13 protein-coding genes and 2 tRNA genes are annotated in these 13,163 nt (G+C 46.4%); 12 read left to right on the top strand and 3 right to left on the bottom strand.

Features of this window, described 5'->3' with window-relative positions; genetic code table 11:
* The first annotated feature begins 8 nt into the window (after positions 1-8).
* From PF479_RS06800 to PF479_RS06785, 4 genes are all read left to right on the top strand, one after another.
* Complete coding sequence (locus PF479_RS06800; RefSeq protein ID WP_298003954.1) at positions 9-1,190, top strand: hypothetical protein; 1,182 nt, start codon at positions 9-11, stop codon at positions 1,188-1,190.
* A gap of 69 nt (positions 1,191-1,259) precedes the next feature.
* A complete protein-coding gene (locus PF479_RS06795) occupies positions 1,260-2,795 on the top strand; it encodes a ComEC/Rec2 family competence protein (protein WP_298003951.1) in 1,536 nt (511 codons plus the stop codon).
* Positions 2,683-3,594, top strand: a complete 912-nt coding sequence (rsmA, locus tag PF479_RS06790) for a 16S rRNA (adenine(1518)-N(6)/adenine(1519)-N(6))-dimethyltransferase RsmA (RefSeq protein ID WP_298003948.1) — start codon at positions 2,683-2,685, stop codon at positions 3,592-3,594. Before PF479_RS06795 ends, rsmA begins: the two co-directional genes overlap by 113 nt.
* Before the next feature lie 36 nt (positions 3,595-3,630).
* Positions 3,631-4,323 carry a class I SAM-dependent methyltransferase gene (locus PF479_RS06785; RefSeq protein ID WP_298003945.1) on the top strand — a complete coding sequence of 231 codons (693 nt, stop codon included), beginning with the start codon at positions 3,631-3,633 and terminating at the stop codon, positions 4,321-4,323.
* Between the two features lie 19 nt (positions 4,324-4,342).
* Here PF479_RS06785 and dapA read toward each other — a convergent pair whose 3' ends face one another.
* The 3 genes from dapA to pta form a co-directional block, all read right to left on the bottom strand.
* Positions 4,343-5,218, bottom strand: coding sequence for a 4-hydroxy-tetrahydrodipicolinate synthase (gene dapA / locus PF479_RS06780; protein ID WP_298003942.1), 876 nt, complete (start codon positions 5,216-5,218; stop codon positions 4,343-4,345).
* Between the two features lie 104 nt (positions 5,219-5,322).
* Complete coding sequence (dapB, locus tag PF479_RS06775) at positions 5,323-6,072, bottom strand: 4-hydroxy-tetrahydrodipicolinate reductase (protein WP_298003939.1); 750 nt, start codon at positions 6,070-6,072, stop codon at positions 5,323-5,325.
* Between the two features lie 9 nt (positions 6,073-6,081).
* Entirely contained in the window at positions 6,082-7,080 is a 999-nt protein-coding gene (pta, locus tag PF479_RS06770) for a phosphate acetyltransferase (protein WP_298003936.1), read from the bottom strand.
* A 229-nt stretch (positions 7,081-7,309) separates the two neighbouring features.
* On the opposite strand from pta, the gene PF479_RS06765 reads away from it, so the two are divergent.
* The 8 genes from PF479_RS06765 (at position 7,310) to PF479_RS06730 (ending at position 13,098) form a co-directional block, all read left to right on the top strand.
* The gene (locus PF479_RS06765; RefSeq protein ID WP_298003933.1) at positions 7,310-8,080 is read left to right on the top strand and encodes a prephenate dehydrogenase/arogenate dehydrogenase family protein; all 771 of its coding nucleotides are present in this window, start codon (positions 7,310-7,312) and stop codon (positions 8,078-8,080) included.
* The gene (locus PF479_RS06760) at positions 8,052-8,423 is read left to right on the top strand and encodes a polymer-forming cytoskeletal protein (protein ID WP_298003931.1); all 372 of its coding nucleotides are present in this window, start codon (positions 8,052-8,054) and stop codon (positions 8,421-8,423) included. The genes PF479_RS06765 and PF479_RS06760 overlap by 29 nt, the downstream gene beginning before the upstream one ends.
* Positions 8,413-9,048, top strand: a complete 636-nt coding sequence (locus tag PF479_RS06755) for a tetratricopeptide repeat protein (protein WP_298003929.1) — start codon at positions 8,413-8,415, stop codon at positions 9,046-9,048. The genes PF479_RS06760 and PF479_RS06755 overlap by 11 nt, the downstream gene beginning before the upstream one ends.
* Before the next feature lie 15 nt (positions 9,049-9,063).
* Positions 9,064-10,392: a tRNA (N(6)-L-threonylcarbamoyladenosine(37)-C(2))-methylthiotransferase MtaB gene (gene mtaB / locus PF479_RS06750; protein ID WP_298003927.1), complete on the top strand. Its 1,329-nt coding sequence runs from the start codon at positions 9,064-9,066 to the stop codon at positions 10,390-10,392.
* A gap of 164 nt (positions 10,393-10,556) precedes the next feature.
* Entirely contained in the window at positions 10,557-11,414 is an 858-nt protein-coding gene (locus PF479_RS06745) for a hypothetical protein (RefSeq protein WP_298003925.1), read from the top strand.
* A 9-nt stretch (positions 11,415-11,423) separates the two neighbouring features.
* Positions 11,424-12,614 carry a hypothetical protein gene (locus PF479_RS06740; protein WP_298003923.1) on the top strand — a complete coding sequence of 397 codons (1,191 nt, stop codon included), beginning with the start codon at positions 11,424-11,426 and terminating at the stop codon, positions 12,612-12,614.
* 313 nt (positions 12,615-12,927) lie between these two features.
* A tRNA-Lys gene (locus PF479_RS06735) sits at positions 12,928-13,000 on the top strand.
* Positions 13,001-13,026: 26 nt separating this feature from the next.
* Positions 13,027-13,098 (top strand) — tRNA-Glu (locus PF479_RS06730).
* Positions 13,099-13,163 lie beyond the last annotated feature (65 nt).

Genomic DNA, 13,163 nt, shown 5'->3' with positions numbered 1-13,163 from the left:
GAGGTCCCATGATCAAAAAAATAACCGTATTCACTGCATTTCTGTTTTTTTTAATTTCAGTTCTTCCTGTTTTTTCCGACTCCGCCGAAGTCTGGACCCGATTATACCGACGGTCCAGTTCTATTGAGCAGAAAGAAATGGTGCTTCAGAATATAGTAAAGCTCAATGATCGAGGGGTAGAACCTATATTGATTGAAGCCCTGGAAGAGATGATTAATAACCAGGAAAAATTTCGTGGTGACCGGGCACTCATGATGAAATGGGTGGATATAAGCAGTATGATTGTCAAGGCTCTGGGAACCCTCAAGACAAGGGATGCCGAGGATCTAGTCTGGTTTGTTGTCAATCATCCCGGGGACAATTCACTTCTCAAGGCAGATGCATTAATCGCTCTGGGAGAAATGAGAGCCATTGGATACGCTCCGGAGATCGCTACCATATTGAGGAATCTTAATTTGAACACTCAGCAGGATAATAGAACAAATGCCGAGATTGAGGCATATGGTTGTGTTCTTGCACTGCAGAAAATGAGAGATCCCCTCGGTTTTGAACCTGTTTTCTATGCGGCTACCGGATGGTATTCCAGAAGGACGAAAAACCTGGCTCTGGAGTCATTGAAAGCCATATCCGAAGATCCGACCGAACCTGTCATGAAAATCATGATTGATGCTGATTTCAAGACCAAAAAAATCGCTCTTCAGGTTGAAAAAGACTCCTCGGCTTCCGTCGAAAATAAGGACAAGGTGGCCATACTGGCCCTCGAAGAGGGGCATAAGTATCAGACCAGTGATAAAAAACAGTTGGACGATCTGTCAAAGCTCCGGGTAGAAGCCATAAAAATCCTGATTGAAAATGAATCCAAAGATGATGCGGCAGTTCCTTTTCTAAAGAAAACGGTCGAATTAGCAAAAGACGGCAATGAAATCATTTACTCCTACTTTGCTCTTGGTGTGATCGGGTCAGATGCTGCTGTGGATGTCCTGTCAGAGAAACTGTCTTACTTCAACAGAAGACAATCCGACGGTATCGAAGCCAGTCGGGATCAGCTTGAATATATCAAACAGATCATCAAATCCATCGGTATGTCCGGTAACAGCCGTGGAAATGCCGCTCTTAGGGAAGTTCAATTTTCCAATTATACACCGGCCATTGTCCGGCTGGCTAAGCAGGCACAGACAGAATTGCAATAATTTGTATACCCGGGAGTTCTTTTCCGGGTTTTTTTAAATCAAAAATTGTATCTGATCCGTTAATAGGCCATGGAATCAACACTTGGTTATACCACTCCAGATCTTATTGTAAAAATGACACTTTATCTGGCTGTCATATACACCCTCTTTCAGCCCCTTGAGCTTCCTTACTACACTTATATTCCTCTCATTTTCTGGGGGGGATTCTGCCTTCTTTTCGGAAAGAAGGGGCTGGTTCTCCTTTTAGTGTTCCTCTTCTATCTTGTTGTGTCCCACTATCAGTATACCAGTGGTTCAACCCTTTCCCTGCCATTCCAGCCGCACAGAATCTCCAGGATTCAGGGGCGTCTGAATCAGGAGCCCTCCTGGGATCGCCGTGGAAATCTCCGCCTTTCGCTGAGTCTGGTTTCGGTAGAATCGAGGGAAGGTCAGCATGGAGAGGCATCGGGCACCCTTTCCGCATCCCTTCCTGCTCATCAGTCATTCGGATCACGCCGCTGGCTACGGGGCGATCAGCTCTCTCTTCAGGGTCTTTTATTAGAATCAGGATCTTCTTCCTTTGATCCTTATTATTTCATCGCTTCATCTCTTGATGAGTACAGCTGCTCCAGGCCGGGGCAGTGGCGGGCTGTTGTTCTCAGGCGGGTTCGCAGGGTGGCAGAAGATCTAGGTGATTTATCGGAGACCCTTTTACCGGCATTGGTTCTGGGATTGAAACATCCCGATATGGATGCCGGAAATTCCCTTTTTCGTGAAACCGGCACAGCCCACATTATTGCCCTTTCCGGATTTCATTCCGGTTTGGTTGCCTTGCTTCTATTCGGACTTTTTCGTCTTCCTCTCGGATACAGAGGCGCTCTTTTGGCCGCCGCTTCAGGGCTTCTGGTCTATCTCTATCTAGCGGGCCTTAAACCGTCCCTGGTACGGTCCGTTCTGATGTATCTGCTTCTGGTGGCCGGGAAACTTTCATACCGGAAGGTGGACCTGAAACTGATCCTGATCTGCAGTTATCTTATAACCGGTTTCTGGGCCCCTGTGACCCTTCACAGCCTTTCGGCCCGTCTCTCCTATCTGGCGCTGTGGGGCATCCTCACCACGGGGCCCCTCATTCACAGCATTCTCAACCGATGGACAGGCTCATATCTCTCGATGGCCCTGAGTGCTTCACTGGCTGCACAGCTCTGGACTATCCCCCTGGTCCTTTCCACCTTTGGACTCTGGTACCCCGCCGGTATTCCTGCTTCCCTCGTTTTGACACCCCTGGTGACGCTTTATCTCTACAGCGGGATTGTGCTGCTCCTTCTTCCTGAATCCTTGTTTCTAACATTTATACCGAGGCAGGTATGCCGGATTTTAGAAGCCCTTCTCGTTTCCAGTGCCTCATTATTCAGAAGAATTCCTTCCTTTGCCCTGCAGGAAGGAAATGCGGGGCTTTTCCTGATCCTTCTCTTTCCGCTATTATTAGGACTGATGTACAGACCTGGAGGGTTGCGTGGAAAAAGAAAATCTGGATTTGAACTACAATTCGGTATCCGAGATAAAGGCTCTTCTAGATCTGATGGGACTGGGGCCCCGCAAACGCTGGGGACAGAACTTTCTTATTAATAAAGGAGCTCGGGAGAAGATCATCAGACTGCTGGAATTGCAGGATAATGACAAGCTCTGGGAGATCGGTCCAGGACTGGGAGCCATGACAAAATTGGCTGCCTCTTATCCTGTTGATTTTACCGTTTTTGAAATAGACCCCGGATTTGTAGAATATCTGACCCGGGCGATGATAGAATTTGATCGTTTTCGTATTGTCACTGGTGATGTTGTTAAAACCTGGCAGGCCGAATATGAAAATCATGGAATTCCCGATAAGGTCTTGGGGAATCTTCCCTATAATGCGGCATCGGCCATTATCGCGTCCTTTGTCGAACACAATATACTGCCATCCCGCCTTGTTCTGACAGTTCAAAGTGAAATGGGCGACAGAATGACCGCTACTGAAGGACAGAAGAATTATTCCTCCTTCTCCATACTCTGCCAGTCTGCCTTTGATATAAAAGACTGCGGTGTTCTCAATCCGGGATCTTTTTATCCGGTTCCCCGTGTTTCTTCCAGAATTGTTCTGTTGACGCCTCATGGCAAGTACCAGAATATGAAGGACCGTAAATTATTTCAGATTCTGATTCGTGATATTTATGTATCAAGAAGAAAAACAATCCGGAATAATCTGAATGCCATGGCGGGGCAGCGCTTTGCCCGTTTTGGACAAGATGTGCTCCATCAGGTATTTGAAGAGGAGGGGATTGATCTGGGCTGGAGACCTGAGAGGATTAAAGTCAGCCAGTTCGTTTCTCTGGCAGACCGTCTGGCCGACAAAGATCCGGAAAGAAAAGATGAAAAAGATCAAAAATAGAACAATAATGATTAAGTCTGACAGGCTGCCAGGCCTGTGACCTTCTCCCTCTGTCCCATCTGTTCTGTACCAGGGTCTCCCTATTATCAGATTTCTCATAAAAACCGTCCCTTTCTTCTCTGTCTGGAGTGTACCCTGATTTATCAGGAAGAAATGACACTTCCCTCGGCAGAGGAGGAACGGACTCGTTATGAACTACACCGCAATGATCCCGCAGATGAGGGGTACAGGAAATGGCTGCACTCTTTTATTCATAGTTCTGTCCTTCCCTGGTATAAAGACGGTAGAATCCTTGATTTTGGAAGCGGCCCCCATCCTGTCCTGAGTGATTTGCTGAAAGAACAAGGGTATCCGGTGGTTTCCTATGATCCCTTTTTTGCTCCCCAATGGCCAGGAGAGCATGATTTCAGCCTCATCCTTCTCTGCGAGGTATTAGAGCATATAAGCAATCCCCTTTCTTCCTTCAGAAAACTTTGTTCACTGGCTTCAGAGGGGACTGTTCTGTCCTTGAAGACCCAATTCCTGACTTTTTCTGTCTTTGATTCAGAAGGGGGGAAGGATTTTGAGCAATGGTGGTACAAGGAAGACCCCACACACATCCGCTTCTATAATCCGAGGTCACTGCGTATCTTGGGTGAGAGGAGTGGTTGGGAGCTTGTTTCAGAGGATGGATCATCCCTGGCTGTGTATAAAAAAGCGGCTTCCCTTAAGGAAAGCCGCTCTCAATAAAATCAAAATTCCAGTTTTTTTAGATCAGGCCCTGACTCTTTAATACTTCTCTGATTATAGTCTTACTGCTTTCCGCAGCCTGACAAAGAGGCAGGCGGAACACTTCTTCCAACAGTCCCATGGCGGCCATGGCCGTTTTCACAGGAATGGGATTTGTTTCTATAAACATGGTTTGAAAGAGGGGCAGAAGTTCATAATGAATTCTTTTTGCCTTATCCAGATCGCCTTTCCGGGCTGCCTGAACCATTTCTTCCATCCATTTTGGAATAATATTGCTGGTAACAGAGACAACACCGGTTCCACCCAGCAGAATCAGCGGTAACGCCAGGTTGTCATCCCCGGAGAGAACGTCAAAATCGGCAGGCTTCCGGCGGATAACCTCCATCATCTGGTTCAGGTCTCCGCTGGCTTCCTTGACGGCTACAATGTTTTCGTGTTTGGCCAAGCGCATGAGTGTATCTGTATTGATATTTACAGCACTACGGCCCTGCACATTATAGATCATCATGGGGAGATCTACGGCATCAGCAATGGTCATGAAGTGCTGATACAATCCTTCCTGGGTCGGTTTATTGTAGTAGGGAGCCACCTGGAGACTGGCATCGGCACCGATATGTTTGGCAATTTTAGTCATTCTAATTGCTTCATCCGTTGAGTTTGATCCTGTTCCAGCTATGACCGGGACTTTCCCGTTCACTTCCTTGACGACAATCTCAATGACATCCATGTTTTCTTCATGGGATACTGTGGGACTCTCTCCAGTGGTCCCCACGGGAACCAGACCGGAGATTCCCTTGCTCAGCTGAAACTGCACTATTTTTTTCAGGCAATCTCTGTCGATTTCTTTCTTTTCATTGAAGGGGGTCACTAACGCCGTAAATACACCTGTAAACATCTCTTGTCTCCTTAATTTTTTGCCACTCTTTGTGGCCTTATGGACCCTTATTTTTCATATGCTACCAGAGCAATAACATTGCTCTGGTGATTCCTCGTTTAGGCCTAAGGGTCAAGCAGATCACTGATAAAATCATCCACTGTATAAATTCCTGATTCTTTCTTCATCAGCCATTCGGCGGCCATCACAGCACCCAGCGCAAAACCACTTCTGTTTCTGGCAGTATGGCTTATTTCTAGACTATCCGCAGGAGAGTCCAGAGTCAGGGTATGAATTCCCGGAATAGATCCTCCCCGGACGGAGGCCACATGAAGCTGCTCGTCTTTGATGGCACCCTGTGGATTACCAGAGAGAATTTCCGTTTTACGGTCCAGGTTATCCAGAACCAGATGAGCGGCTGATAGAGCCGTCCCCGAAGGGGTATCCACTTTTTTGTTATGATGATATTCGGTGAGCATGACATCATAATCATCCACTTTGTTAATCATTTTCGAAGCCGCAATGGTTAATTTGAAAAACAGATTTGCACCGATTGAGAAATTGGAACCATAGAGATAGGCCCCTTTCCCGCTCTTAAAAGGTTTTAAAACAGCTTCTTTTTTATCCGCCCACCCTGTGGTGCCGACAACAACCTTCAGGTCATACTGACTGAAAAGAGCTGCGCTTTTTTCAATGCCCCCAGGTAAAGCAAACTCGATGACTGCATCTGCCGCTTCCAGTGATTCCTCAGAGGGTTCCAGTTCATTACCGAATCCACCTGGATCAACCCTGGAGACTATGCGATGTCCTCTTTCAAGAAGAATCTTTTCAACTTCCCGGCCCATACGCCCGTATCCCATGATTATGACATCCATAGACATTCTCTAACCTTCAACCTGGGTCATGGTCACAGCAATGGTGTTGACAATATCTTCCACTGAACAGCCTCTGGACAGATCGGAAATCGGCTTTGCAAATCCCTGCAGGAAAGGACCATATGCCCCGGCATTTCCAAATCTCTGAGCCAGTTTGTATCCAATATTACCGGATTGCAGATCGGGGAATATGAGAGTATTGGCTTTTCCTGCAACCGGAGAGCCGGGTGCCTTTTTGGCTCCAACACTTTCCACGATCGCCGCGTCCAGCTGCATTTCACCATCTACCTTCAGATCAGGAGCCTTTTTTATCACTAATTTGAGAGCCTCTGTTACCTTGTCCACATTGGGATGGGATGCAGATCCTTTAGTAGAGAAGGAAAGCATGGCTGTCAGGGGTTCTGTCTGGAGGAATGTCTGACAGGAAACCGAAGACTGAAGGGTGATTTCTGCCAGCTGTTCAACAGTGGGATCGGGTATGGTTGCACAGTCGGAGAATATCATGAGGCCGTCTTTACCCCATTTCTTGTCAGGAAAATCCATGACAAAACAGGACGAGGCGGAGGTCACTCCGGGGGCGGTTTTAATAATGGTGAAACCTGCGACTAAAACCTTTCCTGTGGGATTGTCTGCTCCGGCTACCATCGCATCAGCATCGCCTTTGCGGACCATCATAGCGCCCCATTTCAAATTATCTTTTATCTGTTCTCGTGCTGCGTCCAGGGTCAGACCCTTATGTTTTCTCAGGTCAAAAAATTCCCGGGCATACCCATCTGCCAGGTCTGAAGTTGAAGGGTCAATAACAGTCAGCCCTTCCAGGGAAATCCCTTCCCCTTCTGCGACAGAGCGGATAGCGGCATCATCGCCTATGAGAAAAACTTCGGATATAATGTTTTCATCCTTGATGATTCTGGCTGCAGCCATAGTACGGGGTTCGGTTCCTTCGGGCAGAACCAACTTCTTCTGCATTTTAACAGCTTTTGCTTTCATATTTTCAACAAATGACATAATTATTAATATCTCCTGAAGTGGTGTACGAAATTGTGACCCTGAAGGAAAGTTCAAGGAAGGATTCCGAGATTATTTTCATTCACTATAAACCTTTTTTAAAAACAGGAAAAGAAGGTATGACCCTTTAACAGGGGGTTTGGTATCAGGTTTCTCCACGGGTTGACTGGATTGTAGAGTATGTAAAATTGACTTTGCATCCTTTTGATTTTTCTGTATGATATGTATCATGCAAATTGCTGTTTATGGCCTGGGACGTTTTGGGTCTTTTTGGGCCTCCTTATTATCTAAGTCTTTTCAGGTTAAAGGGTATTCCCGTAATCCTGACAGAATGACTCCTGAGGGTGTCCTTCGAGTGAGCCTTGAGGAGCTGATGGATTGTCATGTCCTGTTCCTGTGCAATGCCATCTCCTCCATGGAGCAGGTTCTTCCCGTCATAGCACCCTTACTTAAACCGGGGACTCTGGTGGTAGATACCTGTTCTGTTAAGGTTTATCCAGTAGACCTGATGAAAAAATACCTGCCTGACTCAGTTGAGATTCTGGGTTCTCATCCTATGTTTGGTCCTGATTCAGGAAAAAACGGGGTTCAGGGTCTTCCTATCGTTCTTTGCAAGGAGAGGATTAAGGATGATCATTATATCCTCTGGAAAGACCATTTTCGAAACTTAGGCCTTATGGTGCAAGAAATGACAGCCCATGAGCATGACAGAGAAGCCGCTTATACCCAGGGGATTACTCATTTTATCGGGAGAACACTGGATGCGCTCAATTTGCATCCCAGTTCCATGGCAACGGCAGGCTATGAGAGGCTGCTGGATATTGTCACACAGACATGTAACGACCCCTGGCAGCTTTTTATTGATTTGCAGAAATATAATCCCTATACATCCCGGATGCGTCAGGATCTTCACAAGGGTCTTGAAAAAATGCTGGGAACCTTTGATTCTATTGAAAGTTTAGGAGTTCAGGATGGCCGAAATTCATTCCCGGAAAATTAAAGAGCACAAGTTGGATACAGTCCTGGCTGATGATATCAGCTTTTGTGGAGAGTTGTCTTTTACAAGAGAGCTGATGATCAAAGGTAAGTTTGAAGGTCAGATCAAGGCTCAGGGTGACCTGTATATCGATGAACATGCCGATGTCACCGCCGAAATAGGGGCAAGGTCTATTCATGTTCGTGGTCGGGTACGAGGAAATGTCATTGCCGAATCTCAGGTTGAATTGATGGGAAATGCCGAGGTTATCGGTGATATAACGGCACCCAAAATAATTATGGAAACCGGTTGCCGCTTTGAAGGTGTCAGTCGAATGGTTCCAGCGGAGGATTCTCTTGAAAAATAAATTTATATGTACCAGCCTCCTTCTCTTACTGCTGATTCTTTCCCAGGCGGGTGCCCAGGAGAAGGTCGACGCCCTCAAGCTGTACCGTCAGGGAGCCTATGAAGAATCCGTCGCGGTCTGTTTGAGTGAGTTGTCATCCTTTGATGATTCTCAGATCATTCCCCGTATGGACTCCTATACTGTTCTTGGATGGGGACTCATTCGATTGGGAAGATATGATGAGGCTGTCCGCTATGGTGAAGACGCACTGAAGTGGTCCCGTTATGATGCCCGGGTGATTGAAAATTTGGGAGAAGCCCATTATTATCTTGGCAATCATGAGAAGGGTCTGGATTTTTTCCAGCAGTATATCTCTTTGAATCCTACCGGCGACCGGGTTGGACAGGTCTATTATTATATGGGAGAAACCTATATCAGAATGGGTCAGTACAACCATGCCGATATCGCCCTGTCAACGGCGATATACCATGTTCCCTCAGCGGCCCGCTGGTGGTCCCGTCTGGGCTATGCCCGGGAAGGCGCGGAAAAATTCAAAACAGCAGAATATGCTTATAATCAGGCATTGCTTCTGCAGCCCACTCTGCAGGAAGCCCGGAAAGGATTGGAACGTCTCCAGCAGAATTAACCTTCAGGAGTCAGCATGAAAGCCGCTTTTTATACACTCGGCTGTAAATTGAACCAGTGTGAAACCGAGGCCTTAGCTGATTCTTTTGAGAAGCAGGGCTTCGATATAGGTGAATTTTCCGAGGCCTCCGATGTTTATGTCGTCAATACATGTACTGTCACTTCAAAAAGTGAGCAGAAGGCTAGACGCATCATACGCAAGGCAAGCCGGGACTTCCCGGATTCTCTTGTTCTGGTTACAGGTTGTTATGCCCAGTTGGAACCAGATCTGATCCGGGATTTAGGGGAGAACGTCCTGTCTGTCCCCTTAGATCAGAAAGATCTCATCATGGATATGGCAGCCTATCTGGCCAGTGGACAGGCCGAAGGACTGGATCTCTATAAGAATGTCGGATTCTGGCTTGAATCTCAGTCTCCCGGTATCGATGGGAGCCAAAATCGTTTCCGCTTTTCTGCGGCAGATTTTAACTTTCATGCCAGAGCTTTCTTGAAGATACAGGATGGTTGTGATAATCGCTGTGCTTATTGCCGTGTCTGTATTGCCAGGGGTCGGTCGGTCAGTCTGAAGAGCAGCATCCTTATAGACCGTCTCAAAGTGCTGGAAGCCAAGGGATACCGGGAAGTGGTTCTCACCGGTGTGAATATTGACTCTTATCATGATGGTGCCCTCGATCTCTCTGATCTGCTGAACACAATATTGAAACAGACCTCCAACTTTAGAATCAGATTATCTTCTCTGGAACCGGAGACCCTTCTCAGTCTAGACCTCTCCATTCTGTCCCATCCCAGAGTCTGTCCTCATTTTCATGTGTCCGCCCAGTCCTGCAGTGATACGGTTCTGAAAAGGATGAACCGTCCCTACCGGTCTGAATCGGTGATCAAGGCCGTCATGAGACTGAGGGAATTGAAGGATGATCCCTTTATTGCCGCCGATATCATTGACGGTTTTCCAGGAGAAACCGATGAAGAGCATCTTCAGACCCTTACCATCCTGAGGGAATTGAGTTTTTCAAGGATTCATGTCTTTCCTTTTTCTCCCCGTCCCGACACGGCCGCCTGGGATATGAAGCCAGCCGTACCTGAACGGATTACCGGCGGGAGAACGAATGAGATCCGAAAAATTTCCGGAGCATCCTATGATCAGTATCTGCAGAATCAGATTGGAAGACCCCGACAGGTCCTTTTGGAGGAACAAAAAACTCATGCAGGTCAGCTGTTCTGGGAAGGAACCTCTGATAATTACCTGAGGATACGAATTCCTATGAATACAAGACTGAAGCGGGGGGCTCTTGTTTCCTGTACAGTTACATCCCTTGAGAAGCAGATCTTGTGGGGGGAAACCTGAGTGAATCAATCTTAAATGTTTGTTTTGTTGGTTTTTCAGAGGATTTGCATTAACCTTTATAAAGGGTTTATCCGTTAAAAAAAGTGACACTGTTAATCCATCTGTGTGTGTTAATATAAGTGGAGATAAGAAATAATTAAAAATATCCTTTTTAGGAGGACTCTGTGAGAAAAAGCCTATATCCGGGACTTTTCCTGGCTCTTCTTTTTGTTCTAAGTAGCTGTAATCCCTTTACTACCAATATTTACAGCGGCTTGGACAAGTTTAAAAATCCTGATCTGACAGATGCAAATGCATTGCTGGATTCAAGTGATGAACCTCAATTCTATGAAAATCTAAAAGATGATCCTGAAGCTAAGGCTCTTGTCCTGAAGACTTTGGCTGAAGTATACAATGATCCTACTGCTCCCGATGAAAAGCAGCAGGAAGCAGCGTTAATGGCAGCCGATGTGTATCTGAAGACATCTGATACAGAAGATGTCATGAGTAATTTAAACTCCCTTGTCGGGGATGCCGTATCCGGTGAAGATGTCTTCTCCGGTGATACAGGTGATGACGGACCAGAAGTCTTTTTCCGGGCTATTTTCGGCGAACCCCCAGTTGGTGTTCCCCAGGCCACTTATAAGGCAACAGTAGTCATACAGCTCGCGGCCTTCAGAGAATCTGCAGAACCTCTGCAGATATATGGTGAGAAGCTGGAGGAAACGGGAGTCAGTCCTCCTGGTACAATCGATGGTGACAATGCCACCAAGGCTTTGATGGCGGGTATGACGAGAACTCTCATGCATTATATTGATGCAGGAACTCCTGCAGCCAAACTTGATATTCTGGCCACTTATCTGTCAACACCAAAAGATGTCGATGGAAATGTACCCGGTATCAGCTATGTGAGCGGAATGCCCGATTATGATGGTCCCAATGATATGCTGGTCGATCCTGCAGACCCAGGCAATACCGATAAAGATGGTTTGCAAACTGTAGTCTCCTTCGGCGGACTAGACCTTGACTCTCTGTTTTCATAAGGGGCAAAAATGAAAAAAATAATATTAATAGTACAATTTCTGATCATTGTTTCAGTCCAAGCCTTTGCCAATGATCGATATTATTCCCCGGCCTTCACCTGGAAGAGTCCTGAAATACAGGGTCAGGGAGGCTCCTTTATCGCCAATGGCAGCGGGTATAACTCTCTTCTGGTGAACCCGGCCTCCTTTGAGAAATCCGGAGAAAAAAAGAAGAAAGATGGTGAAATCAAGAAAAAAGGGGAAATTACCTTTCTTTCTCTGGGTGGAGCCTATTCTGGCAATGCCTTTACATTCATGAGTGAAAACAGGACATCTGACAAGAATATGATTGAACTGATTCTGGACCAGGTTACATCCAGTGGGATGGGAGCCTCTTTTCAGACCGGTGCAGGGTATGTCGGTCGTCGTTTCGGTGTTGGAATGATGTCTATTGCCGAGTTTGATGCCCCAGCTGTAGAAACTACTCTGGGAATCACCGCGGACCTTATCTGGACTACTGGACTGGTGATAGGTTATGCCCATCCTCTTGAATTAAGTCATTTTAAACTTGTTGTGGGTGGGGATATCCGGCCGATGTACAGGTTTACTGCTAAGGATATTGATATTGGAGCCCTCACATCGAGTGTTTCTGGTGATTCAGAAGATGAGGGTGATATCAGTTTTACAGATGTGACAGCTCTTGGCGGGATCGGAGTCGCCTTTGACCTGGGTGCAGATTTATACTGGCGAGATCTCATCGGCAGCATGACCATGCGGGATATCGGCAATACAAGGTACTTCTATAAACCTGTGACCAATGCCTTAGGCATGGAGTTTTCAGGCGAGGAAGTGGATGACATATACATAACCCCCTGGACTCTCAATCTGGGTGTCTCCTATCATCCCACATTAGGAAAATTGAACAGACTTCTGGATCCCACCATTCATGGCGGGTTCAGCCAGCCTCTTATCAGGGAAGACAGTCTTTACGGGTTCAGTAAACAGTCCTTCTGGACAAGGTTGGATCTGGGTGCAGAAGTGGTGCTTCTCTCATCAGTCGCCTTGAGGGCCGGTATCCAGGGCGGTTATTTTACAGCAGGTTTTGGACTGGACCTTTTCTTTGTTGAACTGAATGGAGCACTCTATTCAGAAGAAGTGGGCTCCCATGCAGGTGACCAGCCCAAAATGGGCGGATCTCTGGAGTTTGCAGTTCGTTATTGATTTTTTGATAATTTGATTTCAACCCGAATTTCATTTATGGAATTCGGGTTTTTTATTCAAAAACTGATCTCTCCAGTAGATAGATGATCCACTGCAAATATCCCGGCAAGGGGAAGAATGTCCAGAATAGTCTTGATCATGGTCTAGACGAGGGGTGAAATACAAATAGAACCAGAGTTCATTTCCTTCTATGGTATAGAGTTGGTTGAGTCTATCAGTAGTATTTATTTCTTTCCACGGAAATAAAATATGGAATTTTACAAATGATTATTGACACTTTTAGCATCATTAGGTATATTACGACTCGTTCTACGGGCCGCTAGCTCAGCTGGCAGAGCAACGCCCTTTTAAGGCGTGGGTCACTGGTTCGAACCCAGTGCGGCTCATCCGATTGTTCGGTTGGTTATTTTTTGTCTCCATCGTCTAGTGGTTAGGACACCGGGTTTTCATCCCGGCAACGGGGGTTCAATTCCCCCTGGAGATGTTACAAATAGAAAAGAGGACAGTTTAGGCTGTCCTCTTTTTTTGGTTATAAATATTCTCCAGGGG

Source organism: Oceanispirochaeta sp. (assembly GCF_027859075.1).
Classification (GTDB): Bacteria; Spirochaetota; Spirochaetia; order DSM-2461; family DSM-2461; genus Oceanispirochaeta.
This window is presented reverse-complemented; position numbering and strand designations above follow the sequence as displayed.

Coding starts and splice junctions, on each gene's coding strand:
- PF479_RS06800 (WP_298003954.1), top strand. CDS start 9: ATGATCAAAAAAATAACCGTATTCACTGCATTTCTGTTTTTTTTAATT.
- PF479_RS06795 (WP_298003951.1), top strand. CDS start 1,260: ATGGAATCAACACTTGGTTATACCACTCCAGATCTTATTGTAAAAATG.
- dapA (WP_298003942.1), bottom strand. CDS start 5,218: ATGTTTACAGGTGTATTTACGGCGTTAGTGACCCCCTTCAATGAAAAG.
- dapB (WP_298003939.1), bottom strand. CDS start 6,072: ATGGATGTCATAATCATGGGATACGGGCGTATGGGCCGGGAAGTTGAA.
- pta (WP_298003936.1), bottom strand. CDS start 7,080: ATGTCATTTGTTGAAAATATGAAAGCAAAAGCTGTTAAAATGCAGAAG.
- PF479_RS06765 (WP_298003933.1), top strand. CDS start 7,310: ATGCAAATTGCTGTTTATGGCCTGGGACGTTTTGGGTCTTTTTGGGCC.
- PF479_RS06760 (WP_298003931.1), top strand. CDS start 8,052: ATGGCCGAAATTCATTCCCGGAAAATTAAAGAGCACAAGTTGGATACA.
- mtaB (WP_298003927.1), top strand. CDS start 9,064: ATGAAAGCCGCTTTTTATACACTCGGCTGTAAATTGAACCAGTGTGAA.
- PF479_RS06740 (WP_298003923.1), top strand. CDS start 11,424: ATGAAAAAAATAATATTAATAGTACAATTTCTGATCATTGTTTCAGTC.